The sequence below is a fragment of the Pantoea sp. At-9b genome (assembly GCF_000175935.2).
GTDB lineage: Bacteria > Pseudomonadota > Gammaproteobacteria > Enterobacterales > Enterobacteriaceae > Pantoea.
Genome location: NC_014837.1, coordinates 1,722,669 through 1,744,454, shown reverse-complemented (window position 1 = coordinate 1,744,454; position 21,786 = coordinate 1,722,669). Strand labels below are relative to the sequence as shown.

General features: G+C 57.3%; 21 protein-coding genes. 8 read left to right on the top strand and 13 right to left on the bottom strand.

Annotation, left to right across the window (positions count from 1 at the left end):
* From PAT9B_RS07975 to PAT9B_RS07950, 6 genes are all read right to left on the bottom strand, one after another.
* Complete coding sequence (locus PAT9B_RS07975; RefSeq protein WP_150105777.1) at window positions 1-891, bottom strand: amino acid ABC transporter permease; 891 nt, start codon at window positions 889-891, stop codon at window positions 1-3.
* Between the two features lie 67 nt (window positions 892-958).
* A complete protein-coding gene (locus PAT9B_RS07970) occupies window positions 959-1,741 on the bottom strand; it encodes an amino acid ABC transporter ATP-binding protein (protein WP_013508747.1) in 783 nt (260 codons plus the stop codon).
* Window positions 1,738-2,499, bottom strand: a complete 762-nt coding sequence (locus tag PAT9B_RS07965; RefSeq protein WP_013508746.1) for an SDR family NAD(P)-dependent oxidoreductase — start codon at window positions 2,497-2,499, stop codon at window positions 1,738-1,740. Before PAT9B_RS07965 ends, PAT9B_RS07970 begins: the two co-directional genes overlap by 4 nt.
* The gene (locus PAT9B_RS07960; protein ID WP_013508745.1) at window positions 2,487-4,121 is read right to left on the bottom strand and encodes an FAD-dependent oxidoreductase; all 1,635 of its coding nucleotides are present in this window, start codon (window positions 4,119-4,121) and stop codon (window positions 2,487-2,489) included. The genes PAT9B_RS07965 and PAT9B_RS07960 overlap by 13 nt, the downstream gene beginning before the upstream one ends.
* Window positions 4,118-5,005 carry an ABC transporter substrate-binding protein gene (locus PAT9B_RS07955; RefSeq protein WP_013508744.1) on the bottom strand — a complete coding sequence of 296 codons (888 nt, stop codon included), beginning with the start codon at window positions 5,003-5,005 and terminating at the stop codon, window positions 4,118-4,120. Before PAT9B_RS07955 ends, PAT9B_RS07960 begins: the two co-directional genes overlap by 4 nt.
* A gap of 278 nt (window positions 5,006-5,283) precedes the next feature.
* Entirely contained in the window at window positions 5,284-6,804 is a 1,521-nt protein-coding gene (locus PAT9B_RS07950) for an aldehyde dehydrogenase family protein (RefSeq protein ID WP_013508743.1), read from the bottom strand.
* A gap of 287 nt (window positions 6,805-7,091) precedes the next feature.
* On the opposite strand from PAT9B_RS07950, the gene PAT9B_RS07945 reads away from it, so the two are divergent.
* Window positions 7,092-7,655 carry a class I SAM-dependent methyltransferase gene (locus PAT9B_RS07945; protein WP_041525764.1) on the top strand — a complete coding sequence of 188 codons (564 nt, stop codon included), beginning with the start codon at window positions 7,092-7,094 and terminating at the stop codon, window positions 7,653-7,655.
* Here PAT9B_RS07945 and PAT9B_RS07940 read toward each other — a convergent pair.
* Entirely contained in the window at window positions 7,643-8,368 is a 726-nt protein-coding gene (locus PAT9B_RS07940; protein WP_013508741.1) for a glutamine amidotransferase, read from the bottom strand. The genes PAT9B_RS07945 and PAT9B_RS07940 overlap by 13 nt on opposite strands.
* Window positions 8,369-8,550: 182 nt before the next feature.
* Between PAT9B_RS07940 and PAT9B_RS07935 the strand changes: the two genes are divergently transcribed.
* A complete protein-coding gene (locus PAT9B_RS07935) occupies window positions 8,551-9,435 on the top strand; it encodes a DMT family transporter (RefSeq protein WP_013508740.1) in 885 nt (294 codons plus the stop codon).
* Window positions 9,436-9,464: 29 nt separating this feature from the next.
* On the top strand, window positions 9,465-10,829 hold the full coding sequence (locus PAT9B_RS07930) for a CoA transferase (protein ID WP_013508739.1): 1,365 nt from the start codon (window positions 9,465-9,467) through the stop codon (window positions 10,827-10,829).
* 1 nt (window position 10,830) lies between these two features.
* Here PAT9B_RS07930 and PAT9B_RS07925 read toward each other — a convergent pair whose 3' ends face one another.
* From PAT9B_RS07925 to ghrA, 3 genes are read right to left on the bottom strand one after another with little or no spacing between them, the layout of a single operon-like run.
* Window positions 10,831-11,391, bottom strand: a complete 561-nt coding sequence (locus PAT9B_RS07925; protein ID WP_013508738.1) for a molecular chaperone — start codon at window positions 11,389-11,391, stop codon at window positions 10,831-10,833.
* Window positions 11,392-11,418: 27 nt separating this feature from the next.
* On the bottom strand, window positions 11,419-12,156 hold the full coding sequence (locus PAT9B_RS07920; protein ID WP_013508737.1) for a phosphatase: 738 nt from the start codon (window positions 12,154-12,156) through the stop codon (window positions 11,419-11,421).
* Window positions 12,157-12,203: 47 nt separating this feature from the next.
* Entirely contained in the window at window positions 12,204-13,142 is a 939-nt protein-coding gene (ghrA, locus tag PAT9B_RS07915) for a glyoxylate/hydroxypyruvate reductase GhrA (protein WP_013508736.1), read from the bottom strand.
* A 207-nt stretch (window positions 13,143-13,349) separates the two neighbouring features.
* On the opposite strand from ghrA, the gene treA reads away from it, so the two are divergent.
* Entirely contained in the window at window positions 13,350-15,032 is a 1,683-nt protein-coding gene (treA, locus tag PAT9B_RS07910) for an alpha,alpha-trehalase TreA (RefSeq protein WP_013508735.1), read from the top strand.
* Between the two features lie 176 nt (window positions 15,033-15,208).
* Complete coding sequence (locus PAT9B_RS07905) at window positions 15,209-17,308, top strand: TonB-dependent siderophore receptor (protein ID WP_013508734.1); 2,100 nt, start codon at window positions 15,209-15,211, stop codon at window positions 17,306-17,308.
* Window positions 17,309-17,350: 42 nt separating this feature from the next.
* Here the strand turns inward: PAT9B_RS07905 and PAT9B_RS07900 are convergent, their stop codons facing one another.
* Window positions 17,351-18,181 carry an oxidoreductase gene (locus tag PAT9B_RS07900; RefSeq protein ID WP_013508733.1) on the bottom strand — a complete coding sequence of 277 codons (831 nt, stop codon included), beginning with the start codon at window positions 18,179-18,181 and terminating at the stop codon, window positions 17,351-17,353.
* Between the two features lie 366 nt (window positions 18,182-18,547).
* On the opposite strand from PAT9B_RS07900, the gene PAT9B_RS07895 reads away from it, so the two are divergent.
* Together PAT9B_RS07895 and bamE are read left to right on the top strand one after the other, a co-directional pair.
* Window positions 18,548-19,042 carry a hypothetical protein gene (locus PAT9B_RS07895; RefSeq protein ID WP_223300465.1) on the top strand — a complete coding sequence of 165 codons (495 nt, stop codon included), beginning with the start codon at window positions 18,548-18,550 and terminating at the stop codon, window positions 19,040-19,042.
* Complete coding sequence (bamE, locus tag PAT9B_RS07890) at window positions 19,039-19,386, top strand: outer membrane protein assembly factor BamE (protein WP_013508731.1); 348 nt, start codon at window positions 19,039-19,041, stop codon at window positions 19,384-19,386. Before PAT9B_RS07895 ends, bamE begins: the two co-directional genes overlap by 4 nt.
* Before the next feature lie 14 nt (window positions 19,387-19,400).
* Here bamE and PAT9B_RS07885 read toward each other — a convergent pair whose 3' ends face one another.
* Together PAT9B_RS07885 and PAT9B_RS07880 are read right to left on the bottom strand one after the other, a co-directional pair.
* Window positions 19,401-20,399, bottom strand: coding sequence for an AraC family transcriptional regulator (locus PAT9B_RS07885; RefSeq protein ID WP_013508730.1), 999 nt, complete (start codon window positions 20,397-20,399; stop codon window positions 19,401-19,403).
* Window positions 20,400-20,536: 137 nt separating this feature from the next.
* Window positions 20,537-20,785: a GlsB/YeaQ/YmgE family stress response membrane protein gene (locus PAT9B_RS07880; protein WP_013508729.1), complete on the bottom strand. Its 249-nt coding sequence runs from the start codon at window positions 20,783-20,785 to the stop codon at window positions 20,537-20,539.
* Window positions 20,786-20,968: 183 nt separating this feature from the next.
* On the opposite strand from PAT9B_RS07880, the gene PAT9B_RS07875 reads away from it, so the two are divergent.
* A complete protein-coding gene (locus tag PAT9B_RS07875) occupies window positions 20,969-21,703 on the top strand; it encodes a flagellar brake protein (protein ID WP_013508728.1) in 735 nt (244 codons plus the stop codon).
* The last annotated feature ends 83 nt before the right edge of the window (window positions 21,704-21,786 follow it).

The window sequence follows — 21,786 nt, the reverse complement described above, 5'->3', positions numbered from 1 at the left end:
TTAGCCCCTTGTCCAGCGATAGTGGTGTTCCACCCGCGCCTGCACCAGACTGAGCACGGTGGTGGCGGCGAGATACCAGATACAGGCGACGATCAACAGCGGGATGTTTTCATAGGTGCGTGAGTAGATCGCCTGGGCCGAGTAGAGCAAATCGGACAGCGAAATCACGCTGACCAGCGAGGTGGTTTTCAGCATGCCAATCACCTGATTGCCGGTCGGGGGGATGATGAACGGAATGGCCTGCGGCAGGATCACCCGTTTCAGATACTGGCCGCGCGTCATGCCCAGCGCCCGTGCCGCCTCCTGCTGCCCATCATCCACCGAGGAGATCCCGGCACGGATGATCTCCGCCATATAGGCCGATTCATTCAGCCCGAGGCCGAGAATCGCCGCTGCCAGCGGGGTGATCAGATCGTTGGTGCTGCCACTCCACAGGGTAAACAGGCCGGGTATCCCCAGGCTGACCTGTGGATAGAGCGCCGCGAGGTTGTACCAGAAAATCAGTTGCACCAGCACCGGTGTGCCGCGAAAGAACCAGATCCAGCCACGGCTGAATCCCACCAGTAGCGGGTTACTGGCGAGGCGCATCACGGCCAGCAGTATACTAAGTACGATTGCCAGCACCATGATCACCAACGTCAGCCAGAAGGTGGTCCACAGGCCGAGCAGGATGGTTGGTGAGAACAGGTATTTGCCCACCGTTGCCCAGGCGAAGTTCGGGTTGGTGATCATCGAATGCGCCACCAGCACCAGCAGCACTGCCAGCACCAGTGCGGAGATCCAGCGACCGGGATAACGTTGTGCGACCACATGGCGGCCAGCATCCGCTGGGACGCGCGTCGCGTTCAGCGGGGAAGTCAGGGTTTTATCCGTCATCAGCGTTCTCTTCATCGTTTTAACCGGACAAATTTAATTAACTGATTAATTAAGATCTACAGTTTGCCAGCGCATCTGTCAATCACTCGCTGCTCACCGCCTGTACGCGGGCGAGAAAATCACGGGTACGCGGATGGCGCGGTGCAGCGAAAAAGTGTTTAGATTCCGCCACTTCGATAATGGCTCCGTTGTCCATAAACGCCACCCGATTGGCAACATCGCGTGCAAAACCCATCTCATGGGTGACGATCACCATCGTCATGCCGTCACGCGCCAGATCGCGCATTACCGCCAGCACCTCCCCCACCAATTCCGGATCCAGCGCGCTGGTGGGTTCATCAAACAGCATCAGTGATGGCTTCATCGCCATCGCACGGGCAATTGCCACTCGCTGCTGCTGTCCCCCCGACAGCGCCGCCGGACGCGAATGGTAACGATGGCTCAGCCCGACACGATCGAGCAGCGCTGTGGCTTCTGCCATCGCCTGAGCGCGCGGCACTTTTTTGACCGTCATCGGCGCTTCCATCACGTTTTCCAGCGCCGTCATATGGCCGAACAGGTTGAAGCGCTGAAACACCATGCCGATATTGACGCGATTGCGCGCCACCTCAGCCTCTTTCAGTTCGTACAGTTTTTCCCCCTGTAACCGGTAGCCGACCATGCCGCCATTGACCCACAATTCGCCGCCATCAATCTTTTCCAGATGATTGATACACCGGAGAAAGGTGGATTTGCCGGAACCGGAAGGACCAATCAGGCACACCACCTCGCCCTGTTCGACGCTGAGATCGACCCCTTTGAGGATCTCTACACCGTGAAATGATTTGGTGACCTGTTGTGCATCCACCATCAGCGTTTTACTCATCTCGCCTCCTGTTCGGTCATATACCAGGTATTCAGGCCACCGCTGTCGAGGATCAGCATCTGGCCAGTGAAAGCCGTTGTGGTGGCGAGAAACGCCACGCTGCGTGCCACCTCATCACTGCTGACCGGACGTTGCAGCGGCAAACGCGCAACCTCCTGTGCCAGCAACGGTTCCTGCGTGGCCCAGTCACTGTCCGGGTCACGAATCGGTCCCGGACTGATGCCGCACACCCGGATGCCACGCGACGCCCATTCAATCGACATCTGCGCCGTCAGATTGACAACGCCCGCCTTGGACGGGCCAAAGGCTCCGGCGTTGGGATAGCAGCGATGGGCAGAAGCACCGGCGATATTGATGATCACCCCGCCTGGCGCCATTCTGCGTACCGTTTCCACACTCATCACAAAGGTGCCGGTCAGTTGGGTATGCACCACCTGCTGCCACTGTTCATCACTCAGTTCCAGCAGCGGTGCGGCCGCGCTGGCCCCGGCGTTATTGACCAGCAAACCCGGTGCCCCAAGGGTGTTAACGATCGCGTCGAGCACCGACTGCACCGCACGGCGATCGGTGATATCGACCCGCCAGAACGCCGCGCTGGCTCCTTGCGCAGCCAGTTGACTCACCGCGTGTTGCGCCGCGTCGACATCGTTGCGCACCAGCAGCGCGATGGCATAGCCCTGCCGTGCCAGCTCGTGGGCGATACACAGGCCGACACCACGTGAACCGCCGGTGATCAACGCGGTTTTTACGTTGTGCATAATCTTGCCTCTTCAGTGAATGCCTGATGGCGTGCCAGCAGTGACGAGCCGCAGATATAGCCCCAGGTCAGATTCGGTCCGAGCGTCGTACCGGCACTGACCGCGTTGCTACCAATCGGATTGGCCATCGCCGCCCCGGCGCAATACAGACCCGCCAGCGGCCGGCCATCGCGATGCAGAACATTGCCGCTGGCATCGGTACGTGGTCCGCCTTTGGTGGCCAGGAAGGTGCGGTTGAACGGGATCGCGATAAAAGGGGCATGGCGGATCGCCACCAGCCCGCCCTGCAACCGTCGGTCGGCTTTACCGTGCGCCGTGCTGAGATGACGGGCGAAATCCTCATCCATGCCACGTTCACAACTGTGGTTAAACCGCGCCACGCTGCTTTCCAGCGACCCGGCAGGCAGTGCTAACTGCTGTTCCAGTTGCGCCAGCGTGGCGGCCTGTCGCAGCCAGCCGGGAGTCCGCCAGTGGTAATAGCGCAGTAACGGTGCTCGACGCAGCAGGCGTGCATCGCTGATCAGCCAGACCGGCAAATGGCGCGGCAACCCCTGCGCATCGCGCGCGTCGAGCGCAGCACCGAGATTGAAGACAAATTCATTGGTAAAACGCTGGCCGTGGCGATCGACCAGAATGGCGTTGGGTTCGTAATGGAAGAAGATCGACAAGCCGCTCCACGGCTGCCCCGGCGCGGCGGGAATGCCGCCCCCGATATTGGCCTGATCCATATGTGCCAGTAGCGCGCCCACGGCTTCGGCCATGCGCTGACCATCACCACTGTTGTCGCGCGGGCTGGCGATAAAATCATACGGACCGGGAAAATGCTGCTGGCGACGTTGGGCGTCCCATTCAAAACCACCGCTGGCGATCACCACGCCACAACGTGCCGCAACCTCCCGTTCCTCACCCTGATGCCGGTAACGCACGCCCGTGACCTGATGGCTGCCCTGCATCAGCAACTGCCGGACGTCCGCCTGCGTGATAAACTCGCAACCCGCTGCGTGGCAGCCATCAAGCAGACCGGCCACCAGCGCGGCTCCTTTGGTCAGCTCGCCACGCCACTGTCGCCGCAGCAGACGCGGCAAAGCACGCAGATATGTCCGCAGCGGTTGATGCCAGAGATCGTTCGCCAACAGTTCGTGATAGGAAAACAGGCGCGGCAAGGGCGTCGGACGTAAGCGCCACGGGCGTTGTGGTTGCAAGGGCGTTGGTGCCAGCATGCGCCCCTGCTGTTTGGCCCCCGCCAGCGGCCACAGCGGATCGCTCTCCGGCGTCAGGGTAAAACGCAGCGCGCTGTGCTGCTCAATAAACGCCAGCATCTGCGGTGCCTGTTGCGCCATCGCCTGCCAGAGCGCATCTTCGCTCGCCTGCCAGCCGTCGGGAGCACTGGCACGCAGATAATCAAGTGCCTCTTGCGGTGAATCGGCCAACCCGGCAGCCCGGCCATGGTGGTTGGCCGGTACCCAGGTAGCACCACCGGACATCGCCGTGGTGCCACCCAGCCAGGCGCTTTTCTCCAGCACCAGCACCGACAAACCGCCGACTGCGGCGCGCAGTGCGGCGCTGAGCGCCGCACCACCGGAACCGATCACCAGCACATCACACTGGCGACGCGCACTCATAATGGCTGTGTGCTGGTGAGGTTGATGCCGGGTTTATCCAATTTCATCGCCTCCAGATCCCACTTCTCCATGATCTTGTCGTAGGTGCCGGTTTCGTGCAGCACGTTGAGCGCCTTCAGCAGCACCTGCGCCAGTTGGGTGTTCTCTTTCGCCACCACAATGCCGAGGTAATATTTCGGCATCAGCGGCATTTGCACGGTGCGAATCGGATGCGGGGCTTTTTGCTTGATGTCATCCACCGAGGCGGCATCGTTCAGGACAAAATCCACCCGGCCAGAGTAGAGGCCGAGCAGGACCGCATCCGCCGACGGCAGTGTCACCTGTTGAATCGCCGGTTTGCCGTTTTTGGTGCAGTTCGGCGTGTAGATCTCACTGATGGCTTTTTCAAAGTCGGTGCCAGTCTGTACCCCGACTTTCAGACCACACAGGGTAAGCGGATCGTTCGTGATGGATTTCTCGCTTGCCAGCGTGTACACCTCGCTGGTGGCGTAGGCGTAGTTTACAAATGACACCTGCTTTTCACGTTCGGCGCTGTCGGAGATGCACTCCATCGCCACGTCATAGCGGCCACTTTTCACTCCCGGGATCAGCCCGGCGAAATCGATCGATACCGGTTTGATGTTGACCCCCAGTACCTGACCGATCGCATCCCACAGGTCCGGTTCGAACCCGACCATGGTTTTATTATCTTCCGCGAAAGATTCGCACGGTGGGTAGTGCGCATCGGTGACCAGATTGAGGGTTTTGCTGCTGCGGATTTTTTCGGGTAACTGCGCATGCAGATCGGCATGCATTTTGAGTGGCGCATCGGCGGCCTGCGAGGAAAATTGCGTCAGTGCAGAAACCAACAGCGATGCAGCAACAACCAGACTTTTCATTCTCATGCTTTTAACTCCAGTAGAAAGGCGCGATGCCTGAAGACCCTGATGATTTAAAAAAGCAAAAAAGGAAGACGGTGCGCAGGAAGAATTGCAAGCGCTATGCCAGTTTTTAAATAACTGATTAATTAATCATGAGAGCAGAAAGCACAAGGGATCGCGCCACAGACCACAAGTGATGCGGCCTGGCGCATTGCGCAGAGAATCACCAATGGAGTGCAAAAAGTGAGCTTGTGGTGCAAAAATGCGCAGCAGCGCGATCTCTCACGCTGCTGCCAAGTGGATCAGAAGAAACCGAGCGGTTGGGTGCTGTAGCTCACCAGCAGATTTTTGGTTTGCTGATAATGATCGAGCATCATTTTGTGGGTTTCGCGGCCAATACCCGATTTTTTATAGCCGCCAAACGCCGCATGCGCCGGATAGAGGTGGTAACAGTTGGTCCAGACACGCCCGGCTTTAATCGCGCGGCCCATACGGTAAGCGCGGTTGATGTCGCGAGTCCAGACGCCTGCGCCGAGACCATAAATCGAATCGTTCGCCAACGCGATGGCTTCCGCTTCATCTTTAAAGGTCAGGATGCCGACCACCGGGCCAAAGATTTCTTCCTGGAACACCCGCATGCTGTTGCTGCCTTTCAGCAGCGTCGGCTGAATATAGTAGCCGCTGGCAAACTCCTCGCCGACGCTCTCGATGCCACCACCGTGCAACACCTCAGCCCCCTCGCGCTGGGCAATTTCCAGGTAAGAGAGGATTTTGTCGAACTGCTGCTGTGACGCCTGCGCGCCGATCATGGTTTCGGTATCCAGTGGATTGCCACGTTTGATGGTTTTGATGCGTTTCATCACCGCCGCCATAAACGGCTCAAAAATGGATTCCTGCACCAGCGCGCGTGACGGGCAGGTACAGACTTCACCCTGATTGAGGAAGCCCAGCACCACCCCTTCCGCCGCTTTCTCAATAAAGCTCTCCTCGGCCTGCATAATATCTTCAAAGAAGATATTGGGTGATTTACCGCCCAGTTCGACCGTGGAGGGGATCAGGCTTTTTGCCGCCAGCTCAAGAATGTGGCCGCCGGTCGCGGTGGAACCGGTAAAGGCGATTTTGGCGATGCCCGGATGGGAAGCTAAAGCCTCACCGGCTTCTTTGCCGTAGCCATGCACCACATTGATCACCCCCGGTGGCACCAGGTCTTTGATCAAATCCAGGAACAGGGTGATCGACAGCGGCGTCTGCTCGGCCGGTTTCAGTACCACGCAGTTGCCTGCCCCGAGCGCCGGAGCCAGTTTCCACGCCGCCATCAGCAACGGGAAGTTCCACGGGATAATCTGCCCAACCACACCCAGCGGTTCATGGAAGTGGTAAGAGGCGGTGAACTCATCGATCTCCGAGGCCGTTCCTTCCTGTGCCCGGACGCAACCGGCAAAATAGCGGAAGTGGTCCACCGCCAGCGGCATATCTGCGGCGAGGGTCTCGCGTACCGGTTTACCGTTATCCCAGGTTTCATTAACCGCCAGATATTCGAGGTTTTCCTCCAGCCGATCGGCGATTTTCAACAAAACCAGCGAGCGCGTCTGCGGTGAGGTTTTGCCCCAGGCATCTGCTGCGGCATGGGCGGCGGCGACCGCGTTATCGATGTCCTCACGGTCGGAGCGCGGAAACTCGCCAATTGGTGAGGCATTAATCGGCGAGGTGTTGACGAAGTAGTTACCATTCACCGGTGCCACAAACTCACCGTTGATAAAGTTGCCATAACGTTGTTGTAGTTTGATCAGAGAACCTTGTTCTCCAGGTGCGGCGTAACGCATGATGTTTCTCCTTGCGGGACAGAGGTTGTTTGTAACAACTGCGAAACCTGTTATTAACATTGATCGATCAATGGCACGCTGTCAGATTTGCGGGTGGGAAACTGTGATATCGCGCGATAAATCGCGACACTACGCATCAGCGGGGCGACACCGGTCCGTAGCGGCGCAATTTATTGCGCCCGTTTTATGCCCGGAAAATTCTGACTTTTGCCGGTTATGCAGTAAAAAACGGAACATGTCCGATAAATAGGGTCAATATGAGGCAGGACACTAACCAGGAGAAAGAGATGTTGGCTTCAGCCCTGACGTTAATGCGCGCCAAAGCAAGTTTTGTTCATCAGTTCATTCGCAACCCCCGCAAGATGGGCAGTATCACCCCTTCCTCCGCGGCGCTATGCCGGACCATGACCGATGCGGTTAACTGGGATCGTAGTCTGCGTATTGCTGAACTGGGTGCGGGCGATGGGGTGCTGACACGACAGATTCTGCAACGCATGTCGCCACAGGCCCAACTGGATGTGTTTGAAATCAGCCCGGAACTGGTCAAGACGTTGCGCGCGCTGAATGATGATCGGATGCAGGTACGGGCCTGTTCGGCGGAATATTTGTCCGGCGAATATGATGCGATTTTTTCCGGCCTGCCTTTGCTGTCGCTGCCTGCGGATACCCGGGAAGCCATCTTACAGGCGGTGCATGATGCACTGGGGCCGCGCGGCGTGTTCGTCCAATTTCAGTACACCTCGCTCACGCAGCCCAGCCTGTCCCGTTATTTCACCTGGCAACGCCAGCGGGTGCTAAAAAACGTGCCACCCGCCTGGGTGTATCGTTGCACCCGACATTACGCGCCCTGAGCCTGCACGCGCGGCTGTGGCCGCGTTTGCTGCCAGAAGCGGTGCAGCAGTTCACGCGCCCAGTCTTCTCCCGTCAACTCACTCCCCTCATCTGTCACCCCTGCCGGTAAACAGGCGGTCATGATGTCACGGGTAAATTCGGGGTGAAATTGCACGGATAACGCCTGAGCGGAGTAACGCAGGATCTGGCAGCCATCCTGTTCGGAGGAGGCCAGCACCCGCGCCTGCACCGGCGGGGTCAGCACCGACTGGCGGTGTGACAGCCAGGCATGAAAATCGTCGGGTAGCGCCGCCAGCCAGGGGTCCTGTGCCGCCTGCGGGTGGCGGGTTAATGCTTTCAATCCCCGCTCCCAACCCTGCGGGTTATCCGCGACTTTCCCACCCAGCGCATAGGCCATCAGTTGGTGTCCATAGCAGACCCCAAGTAACGGCAGTTCCGCTTCCAGTGCCGCACGAATCCACGCGGCGGTGCGCTCACTCCACTCTTCATGGTCGGTCACCATCGCCCAGGAACCACTGAGGATCGCGCCACTGACGCGGTCAAACGCGGGCAGCTCATCACCAAGATGTGGACGCACAATCACATAATCGGCGGGCTGAAGGGCCAGCGCCTCAATAAACCAGACGGGTTGTTCACCAATTTGCGCCACAACTGCCGGTGGCGGAACTTCAAGTTGAATCAGGGCAAGGGGTAAAGCGCGGGTCTGTGTCATTCCGAAGACTGTCCTCTGCAAGGTCACGTTTCGGAAAACCAGTCTGACAGTAATTGCCTGCAATGTGTATATTTTTCGCGGTTAAGCGTCGATCGAAAATATTTTCGCCTGCGCTGCACCAACCCCATCGCTTCATGCCATGATTAGCCGGTGAGAACAGAATTTCCGTGAAGGATGACATTGTGGCTGTGCGGCATTTTTTTCTGGTCCTGCTGGTGGTTGCCATCTGGGCCTTCAACAACGTGGCGATAAAGTGGGGATTGCTGGAGCTTCCGCCGCTGTTTCTGACCTGGATGCGTTTTGTGGTCGTAGCGATCATGCTGATCCCTTTTTGCCGCATCACCCGTGAGCAGCTGCCATGGCTGCTGGTACTGGCCTTCACCTTTGGTTTTATGCACTTCTCGCTGCTGTTTGTCGGCATGCGCTACACCGATGCCGGAACCGGCGCGATTGTCGTCCAACTCGGCACACCGATTGCCATGCTGCTGGCGATGTTGGTGTTGAAAGAGAAGCTGCGGCTGGTGCAATTGCTGGGCATTGCGATTTCGCTGAGCGGTGTGGTGGTGCTTTCCGGTAGCCCAACCATTCCTGCCTGGTGGGTGCTGTGTATCCTGCTGTGTAGTGCCACTGGTTGGGCGGTGAGCAATATGATTGTGAAAAAATCGCCGCCGATTAAGCCGCTGACCCTGACCGGCTGGATTTCGTTTCTGGCAGTGCCGATTGTCGGAACCGCCTCCTGGCTCACGGAGTCACAACAATTCTACGCGCTGGGCCATGCCGGTTGGCGCGGTTGGTTCGCGATTCTTTACAGCGCCCTCGCCTCATCGATCATCGCTTATACCCTGTGGTACTCGCTGTTGAAGAAGTACAACGTCAATCTGATCATGCCCTACTCGCTGCTGACGCCGGTGCTGGCGGTGCTGATGGGCGTGGTGGTATTGGGCGATAGCATGAACAGTTTTAAAGTTCTCGGCGCGTCACTGGTGGTACTGGGCACGGCGATTGCGGTGATTAACCTGCGCAATTTGCAGATGCATGCGCGTTTCCCTCGCCTGCGCCGTCGCTAACAACCGCGCGCTTGACCCGGAGGCTTCATATGGATTACTCCCTCGCGGCCGCACTCTGGCAGCAAATGTGGTCAGGATTACGCGGGGCGGATGACGTTCCGCCGCCCCTGGCCTTTTCCCAGCCCGACACGTTCCATTCTGCCTATGCCGTCAGCGAACTGGCCGCCACCAGCATTGGGCTGGCAACCCAGGCGCTGAGCGATCTGCTGGGACGTCCGGCTCCGGTGAGCGTCAATGTTCGCCTGGCCTCGCGCTGGTTTCAGCACAGTTTTATGCCACTTAACCGCCCACCCGCAGCGCTATGGGACCCATTTGCCGGTGACTACGCCACCGCTGATGGCTGGGTCCGCTTGCATACCAACGCCATCCATCATCGTCGGGCGATGGAGCAGGTGCTGGGCGTGCATGTCGATCGCGCCGCGCTGGCGGCAGAAGTACACAACTGGACAGCAGCGGCGCTGGAACAGGCCGTGGTCGATGCCGGAGGCTGTGCGGCACAGATGCGCAGTGTCGGGCAGTGGCAGCAACATCCGCAGGGGATCGCCGTCAGCCAGGAGCCGCTGTTCGCGCAACAGAGCACCGCTGCCGGTAACATCCCCACCTGGCCGCTGAGTGCCGCACGTCCGTTGCGGGGCATTCGGGTACTGGATCTGACACGCATCATCGCCGGTCCGGTCGCCACCCGTTTTCTCGCCAGCCTCGGTGCCGAGGTACTGCGCATCGATCCCCCTGACTGGCAGGAGCCGACGCTGGAAGAGGAGATCACCAGTGGCAAACGCTGTGCACGGCTGGATCTGAAAAGTGCTGCCGGGCTGGCACAGCTCCGTGCTCTGCTCAGTCAGGCGGATGTGCTGGTCCACGGTTATCGTGCCGACGCGCTGGAGAAGCTGGGACTGGATGCCGCCACCCGTCAGCAGCTCGCGCCGGGGCTGGTGGATGTCAGCCTGAATGCCTGGGGCTGGAGCGGACCGTGGCGCAACCGACGCGGCTTCGACAGCCTGGTGCAGATGGGGTGCGGCATTGCGCATCAGGGAATGGTGTGGAGCAAGAGTGCCAAACCGACACCTTTGCCGGTACAGGCGCTGGATCACGCCACCGGTTATCTGCTGGCGGCGGCGGTGCTGGAAGGATTGCGTCAACGCTGCCTGCAGGGTACAGGGTGGCAGGCGCGTCTGTCACTGGCGCGCACGGCCCTGTTGTTGCAGCAGCACGGTGATGCCCCTGGCGGCACGCAAAGCGGCATCACCCCTCATCCTGATGATGTGCAACCGGCGCTGGAGATCACCCACTGGGGGATAGGTACTCGGCTGCGAGCAGCGTCTTACCTGCCCGGCACTGCCCAGCTGTGCGCCACACCGGGCGTGCCGCTCGGCAGTAGCGCAGCACGCTGGTAAGTTACTCGGCGTCGTCTGCTTCTTCCGCCAGTTCGTCGCGCATCGCCTGAATAGCTTCACGGCTTAGCATCGCCAGGGTGCGGTAAAACGCCGTGCTGGCATGCGCTTCGACTTTGCCGAGGAAGGTGCCACACCACGGCAGCAGATAGTCATCAAACAGCGCGATTTGCGCTGCCGACTCATCTTCCGCCGACTGATCTTCCAGCCAGGATGCCGCCAGCAGCAGCACGCCGAAATGATCGGCAGGCGCATCGTTCAGCGGCATGCCACGCGAGCTGAGAAAGGCGCGCACCTCCGCTTCCGGGGCACCATTCGGCCACTGCGACGCATACGGCGGCACACTGCAATCGCTGCCGACAAATAACGCGTTATAGTCGGCGGCCAGCGCCTGCGGGTCGCTGTTCTGCTGCAACCGGGTCAGCAGCTCGTCCTGCTCCAGCGGCCACTGCGCCTGCAATTTACCCTCACGCAGCAGGGTGAACAGTGGCACCAGCAGCGGGTCCTGCGGCTGACGATTGAATAACGAGCCGATGACGCGGCAGAGAATGGAAAACTCATTCATGCAACAGAATTCCTTGAGGCAAAAAGTTTAAAAGTCCGCCAGTTCGGCAATATGCTTGCCGGTACGCTGTTCGAGGAAATCGAGCAGGCGGCGCGGCGTGACATTTAACACGCGATCTTCCGGAAAATCCACCTCACGGGTGATGCGCAGACAATGTTCGAAGTTGCCCAACGTGAAGGCGGTATGAGAATCAGAACCAAACGCCAGACGCCCACCCGCATCGCGCACCGCTTCCGCAATCGCGCGACAATTAGGTTCGCTGCCCGGACGGGAGTGCGTAAAGGACGAGTTGTTGATCTCCAGCGCCACATCATAATGCGCAGCCGCTTCCGCAATCGCACGGATATCCACCGGGAATTTCGGGTTGCCCGGATGGCTGATGATATGCACCAGGCCACTCGCCATGGTAGCGATCATCGCTTCAGTATGATGGGCTTTGTCGCGCGGGGCATACACCGGCTCATGAAAACCAGCGACGATCAGATCCAGCGCATCCAGCATCGGGCCACTGCAATCGATCTCCCCCTGCTGGTTTTTGATATTGGCCTCAATACCACGCAGCACGCCAACACCATCAATCACGCGCGGCCAGATCCGCATGTTCACGAAGTGCCAGTAATGTGGGGCATCAGCCATATCCGGGCCATGATCGGTAATCGCAAACAACTTCAGACCATTTTGTTTGGCCTGCGCCACATAGTCATGCAGCGTGCTGTAGGCATGGGTACTGGCAACGGTGTGCATATGTAAATCAACGGGATACATCGGATTCTCCTGACAAGCCGCCTGCCATGTGCAGGCCGCAACGTAAATTAATAACCGCGCTGACGATCCACCCGTCCGGTGGGCTGCTCTCCCTGCTCCAGCTCAAGTATGGCACCGGCAATATAATCCATCGCCTCATGCGGTAAGGTGATGGCCGCATTATGTGGCGTGATTGTGACATGCGGATGAGACCAGAGCGGATGATTAGCCGGTAACGGCTCAGTCTGAAACACATCCAGCGCCGCCGCTGCCAGTTGGCCGCTGTTGAGTGCCGCCAGCAAATCGTCTTCCACCACGTGAGCACCCCGCGCGATGTTGAGGAAATACGCCCCCTGCGGCAGGCCGCCGAGCAACTGGCGATCGATCAGGTTAGTGGTTTCAGGGGTGGTTGGCAGCAGGTCAATCAAGACCTGGGTGCCGTCGAGAAACGCCGGTAACTGGTCACGGCCATGAAAGGTCGTCACACCGTCGATAGTTTTCGCTGAGCGACTCCAACAACGTACCGGGAAGCCCCACTGGCGCAGACTCTGCGCTACGCTACTGCCCAACACACCGGCACCGAGAATACCCACGGTGAAGTTTTCGCGCGCGTGCGGTTTGAGTTGCTGCCAGTGCGCCTGCTGCTGCTGGCGCTGATAATCGGCGAAACGGCGAAACCAGCCCAGTACGCACCAGGTGGCGTACTCCTGCATCTGGCGTGCCATACCGGTATCTTCCAGCCGGAACAGCGGTACCTCTGCCGCCAGCATTTCCGGGTGCTGGCGCAGCTGCTGCAAAATCTCGTCCACACCTGCACCCATCGCGAACACCGCTTTTAACGCCCGTCCACGCAGCATTTCTACCGGTGGTGAACGGACCACCGCATAATCCGCCGGTGCATGGTCGCCAGGCTGCCAGCGACGTACCTGCGCCTGCGGCAAGCGCTGACGTAACCCACTGAGCCAGCTCTCGGGGTCCATCGACGGGTGATACCAGATAATCTCCATACTGCTCTCCTTTTTTTCTTTCAGCCTCAGGGAAATAGCGCCGCAGGGCAAGTAAAAACCTTAGCGAGAATGCAATTTCTTCCGTGATTAATTCCGGGTGCTTCACATTTCCTGTGCCATAAACAGCCAGGCCGGTCGATTGCGACTAAAGTTGTTTGAGTGGTCAATGCGTTAGCGCACCACCTTTTCGGACAAGGAGAAAAACCGATGATAAAAAATGTCGTATTTACACCAGGACATCTGCGCCTGTTGCTTAGCACCGCCCTGCTGATGGGGAGTGCCGTGGCCCATGCCGAGGATAACGGCCGCATGCTCAACAACCCGCCACAGCCGCCGGATGTCCGTCTCGGACCGCTATTTAACGCCGTACAGCAAGCCAAATTTTATCCGGACCAGAAAACCTTCGCCGATGCGGTGCCCAACTATAACCCTGCGTCGATTCTTGCCGACTGGCAGATGCAAAAAAGCCAGCGCAACTTCGACCTGAAACATTTCGTTGATGCCAACTTCACCCTGCCTAAACAGCAGGATAAATACGTGCCACCGGCGGGCCAGAGCCTGCGCGCGCATATTGATGGCCTGTGGCCGGTGCTGACACGCTCCACCCCGCAGACCAGCCAGTACGACTCTCTGCTGCCGCTACCGAAACCCTATGTGGTGCCCGGTGGCCGTTTCCGCGAGGTGTATTACTGGGACAGCTACTTCACCATGCTCGGCCTGGCAGAGAGCGGCCACTGGGATCGGGTGCAGGATATGGTGGATAACTTCGCCTCGGAACTTGATCGTTACGGTCATATCCCCAACGGCAACCGCAGCTACTACCTGAGCCGCTCACAGCCGCCGTTTTTTAGCCTGATGATCGATTTGCTGGCGACCCACGACGGTGACAGCGTCTACACCCACTATTTGCCGCAGTTGCAGAAGGAGTATGACTACTGGATGGCAGACAGTGACAAAGTCCCGGCCGGCCAGGCCAGCAAGCGGGTGATTAAACTGAGCGACGGCACGCTGCTCAACCGTTACTGGGACGAGCGTGATGTGCCACGGACCGAATCCTGGCTGGATGATGTGAATACCGCGAAGAAAGCGACGCAACGCGACAAGGCGCAGGTGTACCGCGATTTACGTGCCGGGGCGGCCTCTGGCTGGGACTTCAGCTCTCGCTGGTTTAGCGATGCGCACAATCTGGCTACCATCCGCACCACGCAGCTGGCCCCAGTCGATCTGAACAGCCTGCTGTTCCATCTGGAGCAAACCTTAGCCAAAGCCGAGAAGCTGGCCCATCACGACCAACAGGCACAGCAATGGGCTGCCAAAGCAGAAACCCGCCAGGCGGCGATTAATCGTTATCTGTGGAATGCGCAGCAGGGCTGGTACGCCGACTATAACTGGCAGAAAAAGCAGGTGCAGCCACAGCTGACGGCCGCAGCCTTGTTCCCGCTATACATGCAACTCGCCAGCGATAAGCAGGCAGAGCGTACCGCGGCGGCGGTGGAGAAACAGCTGCTGAAACCCGGCGGTCTGGTTACCACTACCGTTAATAACGGCCAGCAGTGGGATGCTCCCAACGGCTGGGCACCGTTGCAGTGGGTCGCAGTGACCGGACTGGAACATTACAAGCAGCCGCAGTTGGCGCAGCAGATTGGTCAGCGCTTCCTGCAAAACGTGCAGATGACCTACGACAAGGAGCACAAGCTGGTTGAAAAATACGTGGTGGAAGGCGCGAAACTGGGCGGTGGCGGCGGCGGTGAATATCCGTTGCAGGATGGTTTCGGCTGGACCAATGGCGTGACCCTGATGCTGCTCGACAAATATTGTCCGAAAGAGAAAACCTGCGCCAGCGCGCACGATATCCCGAACATGCCAACGCTGACCGCAGCACAACCCTGATTCCTCTCTCCTGGCCGGGTCATCCGATCCGGCCGTTTATTTTCCTCATAACCCGCTGGTCATTTATTTACATCTTGAAACGTTCTTGTCGAAAAGATAATAATTCTCACTCTTATACCTATTTCTATTATCAAAAATTGGGCAACCTGCTGCCCTTTTCCGTCGAAGGAACTAAGATGACCTGCCTGTTTACCCTTAATCGTTGCCGCGTGCTGTGCGCACTGGCGCTGGCGTTACCCGGCATCAGTATTGCTGAAGATACGCTGGTGGTGACCGCACAACCGCAAGAGAGTGCCACCTCCCCCACGCAAGGCTATCTGGCGACCCGCAGTAGCGGCGCAAGTAAAACCGACCAACCGCTGATCACCACGCCCCAGTCAATTTCGGTGGTGACGCGTCAGCAGATGGAAGATCAGGGCGCGACCGATCTCAACCAGGCGTTAAATTACACGCCGGGGGTGTTTACCAACTTTGGCGGCGCAGCCACCCGCTACGACACCATCTCGCTGCGCGGTTTCCACGGCGGTGACGTGGATAACACCTTCCTTGATGGCCTGCGCGTAATGAGCGATGGCGGCAGCTTTAATATCCTGCAAGTGGACCCGTGGTTCCTTGATCGTATTGATATCATCAAAGGCCCGTCGTCTGCGTTGTATGGTCAGACGGTGCCCGGTGGCCTGGTGAATATGGTAAGCAAACGGCCGCAATTCGCCGAAGAGGGGCATTTCCGCCTGTCAACCGGGACCAACGCCACCAACAGCGCCGCCTTTGATTACACCAACGCGATTAACGACCAGTGGGCATTTCGCCTCACCGGCATTACCCGCAACAGCGACACCCAATACGATCATACCCGTGAAGAGAAGTACGCCATTTCGCCACAGTTGATGTGGCAACCCAATGACGATACCAGCCTGATCCTGCGCGCCTATCTGCAAAAAGATCCCTCTGGCGGCTATCACGGTTCGGTGCCCGCCGAAGGCACGCTGTACAGCCACAATGGCCGCAAGCTGAGCGACAGTTTCTATGAAGGCGATAGCGCGCTTGACCAGTTCAAGCGTCATGAGCAGATCTACAGCTATGACTTTTCCCATCGTTTCAATGACGTGTGGTCGGTGCACTCCACCGGCAGCTATAGCCACTCGAATGTCGATCTTGATCAGGTCTACCAGATTGGCTGGGATGCGACCAACCCTGATCTGCTGACGCGCTATTATTCAGGCGAACGCTCCTCTCTGTCCGCATGGGCGACCGATAACCAGTTGCAGGCCGATTTCACCACCGGTGCGGTACAACACCGCGTCACCCTGGGGGCCGAATATCATCGTTATAAGAACGATATTCTCAGTGCCAGCGACTACGCCAGCTCCCTCAATCCGTGGACCGGCGCGACAGTCGGCAGCATGCCGGACGTCGACTGGGCGGCAGAGACGCGCCGTTACTACCAGACCGGTTTGTATTTACAGGATGAGCTGCAACTGGACCGCTGGCACCTTGATCTGTCTGGCCGCTACGACCGCATCGTCTCCGAGAATGGCACCAGCCGTCGCCAGGATGATCACGTCAGTGGCCGTGCCGCCCTGCTGTACGCCTTCGATAATGGCTTCTCGCCCTATGTCAGTTGGAGCCAGGCAATTACCCCAGCCTCGTTGACCGATCCCGATGGCAACCAGCTGAAACCCACGACCTCAGAGCAATACGAGGCCGGGGTGAAATATCAGCCGGTGGGCACACGCGATATGTACACGATGGCGGTGTACGACCTGACGCAGAACGATGTCGCCAACCGTGATGTGATTTCCGGCACCTACACGCCATCGGGCAAGGTCCATTCACAGGGGATCGAGCTGGAGGCACGTAACCAAATCACCCCGCGGTTCAGCACCATCGCCGGGTATACGCTGAACCATCTGCGCTTTAAAGATTCTGTCGATGGCAACGACGGCCATACGCCGTATGTCACCCCCAACAGCATGGCATCGTTCTGGGGGCATTATCAGTTCGACTATGGTCTGAGCGCCGGAGCGGGCGTGCGTTACATTGGCAAGCAGTGGGCAGATAACGAGAACACAACGCGTTTGCCTTCGGTGACCTTGTTTGATGCCTCCGTGCGTGCCGATTTGGCCACATGGAATAGCAGCCTGAAAGGGGCATGGTTGCAGGTGAGCGGTAATAACCTGACGGATCGCAAATACCTCGCGGCCTGCTATGGCACCGGCTATTGCTACCGTGGCGCGGAACGCACCGTGACTGCGACCATCGGCTACGATTTCTGATGCCCAGACCGCATCTGCTGACATCCGCAGGTGCGGTCTGAATTAGCGCAATACTCCGGTTGCCAACCGCAGCAAGCGGTCAAACGCGCGGTCAGGTAACCAGCGACGCAGGAAGATCAGCGGCCTGGCACCGAATCCACTGGCATAGCGGGTTTTAGGATGGCGCGCCGCCACCGCTCTGGCAATGGTGTTGGCGATCAGTTCGGGCGGCGACAGACGTTTGCGCCCGGCTTCACCCGCCAATGATTCGGCCATCTGCTTCGCCTGCCCGGCATAAGCCCCGTTACCAGAAACCTCGCGCAGCTTATCAGCAGCAATGCCGCCCCACTCGGTGCGAATACCGCCCGGCTCAATCACCACCACATCAATGCCAAAAGGTTGGACTTCCATGCGCAGACAGTCGCTGATCGCCTCCAGCGCAAACTTGGTGCCATGATACCAGGCCCCAAGTGGCGTGTGCAGCTTACCGCCCATTGAGGTGATATTCACAATCGTGCCCGAATGCTGCGCCCGCATGTAAGGCAGTACCAGTTGGCACAAGCGCGCAGCGCCAAACACATTGACCTCAAACTGCGCCCGCGCTTCATCCAGAGACACGTCTTCCACTGCGCCGTAAGAGCCATAACCGGCATTATTTACCAACACGTCAATACGACCCGATCTGGCGATAATGTCGGTAATGCCCGCCTGCATAGCATCATCATTGGTCACATCCATCGCCAGCACATGCACGCCGCTATCGATCAGATGTTGCATCCGTTCGATACGCCGCGCGGCCGCGTAAACAGTAAAACCCAGGGCTTTGAGACGCTGTACGGTCGCTTCACCGATACCGGAAGAAGCGCCTGTAACCAGAGCAACTTTGGTGGTCATAATCGATTTCCTTAACCGAAAATTCAGGAGCTTAGCAGCCAGGATTAAGCCGCTTTATTAGCGAGAGAGTGTAGATAACGGATGAAGGAATTTCTCTGGCGAAAAGCGCCATCTTGCTGGCAAAAGGTGCCAATCACCCAGCCCTGATAAAGTCACAGCGCAACGTTCAGGTTATTGAATGGACTGCCACCTATTCATTTCGCCCTGAAGAACAAGGGAATGCTGCCGATATTATTTTCTGGACAAGGAAGGAAAACGATAGATGAACGGAAGAGAAGTTAACGTTGCTCTGCCCGCAATGAACAACGTAAAAACAAATACCGCAAGGAAATTAAAATAATGAATCATTTAATGTTCAGGAATGGCATGGGTAAAGCGGTTGCGTTATCTGTGAGTTTATTATTCGCTGGTTGTAGCACGTATTTCCCTAAACCTGCGCTGTATGTTCCTCCGGTGAACACCCCAGATGTCGCTAAAATTCGTTTGATGGGTGCGCCAATGAGCTATGCCTTGTATCAAAAAGACAGTGAAGGTAAGGAAACCGGCGGATGGGTTCAGGAACATAGCGCATACGTTAATATCCTGATGGGAAATACCCGGGATTTAGGGTTTCCCAAACTGAAAAATAAAGATTATAGCGACACCTTTTTCGAAACGACGTTGCTCCCCGATCGTCTGACAACCATTCATCACTCTTTATACGGGGGTTGCAGCGTTAATCTCCGCATCACTCCGAAGAAAAATGCGTTATATGAGATCCATTACAGCTACGGCGATAAGTCCGGGTATTGCGTCATTTATGCCAAAGAAATTAAATACGACGCGGATATGGGTATTTATTACGAGGACGATGTGCAGTGAAAATCACACATTTCCTCTTGCTGGCGTTTACTGCAATGGCGTTGAGCGGCTGTATGGCGAATGTGGACAGAACACATTCCTCTGATTTAAATAATTACTCAGAGAAGGTCATCCGTGAGCGTATCGTCACGGGCAAATCCACCAAAAAAGATGTGCTGTTATTACTCGGCACACCGGCTACGCCGAAAGCGTTTAAAAGCGCCAGCACCTGGATTTACGCCTCAAAGATAGTGGATCGTCGCCTCTATTTCTTTATCCCGATAATCAGGGACAGAGACCAGCTGCTGTTGTTAGAATTTAATGACGCTGGCGTGGTCAGTAAAATGGATTATCGCGAGAAGTGATGCGTCGGCAGGTGTCATGCCTGCCGGATACGACGCACACTATCCGGCGTCTGCCCGGTCCAGCCGTGGAATGCACGATAAAAAGAGTTGGGATCTTCAAAGCCAAGCAAAAAAGCGATCTCCTCACTGGACAGCGTGGTGTGGCCCAGATAGTGACGAGCCAGGCTTTCGCGGGTCGTGTTGACCAGCGCGCGAAAACTCTCACCTTCCTCTTCAAGCCGACGCTGCAAGGTTCGCACACTCATACATAAACGCGCCGCGACATGATCCATGGTCGCCGCATTGCCAGGTAACAGTTCCAGCAGCACCGCGCGCACCCGTTCGGTGGTGCTGGCCGTCATATCGAGTTCACTCAAGCGGCGACGCAAATCAGGCTCGAATACCCGCCACATGCCTTCATTGACGGTCAGAAAAGGACGTAACGCGTCTTCTGCGGCAAAGGTGATCGCCGGATGTGTGCCCTGCTGCACCGCAGTGCCAAAGAAGCGTGCGAAACCGGGGCTGTGATTGCCTGATGGCAGCGTCACGCGCAACGCCCGCACGGGCTCACGGGTCGCCAGCCGGACTAATCGCAGGAAAAAGGCAATTTCCGCCACTTGTAATGAAACCGGGACATCATCGGCCAGCTCCAGCCAACGTGGCGCAACCGTTAGCTCGCCCTGCTGGCCGACCTCCACTACCAGACTCATCGGGGCCACCAGTTGCTTGTACTTTGCGAGACGCTGTATCGCCTGCATCAGGTTGGCGCTGCACAGGGCCGCAAACAGTGGCGGATTAAAAGATTCAGCGGAGACCGCTGCCACGATACGGAGCGGAAACAGCTCGTCACCGGCTTCCGCTGCCAGCGCGCGCCAGAAGCGAAAATATTCATCGGACGTCAGACCGCGCGCCTGATGGGAAAACCGATCTTCCGGCAGTCCGGCACGACGTAGCACATGGCTGACTGAAATCCCCAGATCCCTGAGCAGCGGTTGCCACCCGATATCCAGTGCAAAAGTTTGGTTACGTTTCATGTTCCCAGTATAGCGTTGACCGTACATCGCTGACTCGCAAAACACGCCAATTTCGCTGCCAAAGACGCCAGCGAACGCGGGAAATAAAAAACCCGTCATCTGCTGCCAGATGACGGGTTTCAGGGAAATCGGATGGGTTAACTGCGTACTTTACGATAAATCCACAGCACCACAATGGCACCAATCACCGCCACCACGAAGCTGCCGAAGTTGAATCCGTCCACCTTACCAAAGCCAAACAGGGTACTGATCCAGCCACCGACTACCGCACCCACTATGCCGAGAACCACGGTCATAATGAATCCGCCACCGTCTTTACCCGGCATAATCCATTTAGCGACAATCCCGGCAATCAGACCAAAAATAATCCATGAAAGAATACCCATTTGTTGCTCCTTACTTTATTAATCAAGGTGTTCACAGCGCTAAGTATAGACGGAATTTTTTGACCTGCTGCACAAACGCAACGGGAAATAATAGTTAGCAGGCTAAAGCTTTTTTATCATTTACCGATAACTGACGGAAAGCCGCGCACGCGTGATAGTAACGATCGGAAAGTGGAGCAGGACGTGAAAGAAGCCGATAAAGAACAATATATTAAACGAGGTACATTGGCCGTTCTGAATGTAATGAAGGATCTGTTACGTTTTCAGACCCCGCTAATGGTGAACTTCTCGCGCGGGCAGTTTATCAGTCGCATGCTGGCGGCGGATGAAGATCAGGTGATTTTCGATCTGGGTAGCAACAGTGAGGATAATGCGCTGGCGTTGCGCAGTGGTGAAGTCAACATCGCCGCCGAAACCCAGGGAGCCAAAGTCGAATTCAGTCTTGGCGGTTTGCAGCAGGTAGACCATGAGGGACTGCCAGCCTTTGCCGCCTCCCTGCCCGAGCTGGTGTGGCAGATTCAACGCCGTGAGTTTTTCCGCGTGAATGCTCCGATGGAGCCGGTATTCTGGTGCCACAGTGAGTGGCCGGACGGCAATAAAGCACGCTTTCGCTTGCAGGATCTGTCACTGGGCGGTATTGGGGTGCTGGTGGATGAAAAGCTGCCGGAGGGTCTGAATCGTGGTGATACCTTTAAGAAACTGCGCGTGGAACTCGGCGAATATGGCCAGTTTGAGGTCACCGCCCAGTTGCTGCATATCGGTGAACGCAGCACCATCACCAACAAGAATGAAACCCGCGTAACGCCGCGATTAAGTTTCCGCTTTACCGCCATCGAACCGGTACAGGAACGCCAGCTACAGCAGGTGATCTTTGCCCTGGAACGTCTGGCTCGCGACAAGGCGAATCGCTTTCAGTAACAACATGTGCGATGAAATATACTGAGGCATATTCCGTAGCGGCGCGATTTATCGCGCAATTTTATACGCACTGCCAGTAAAAC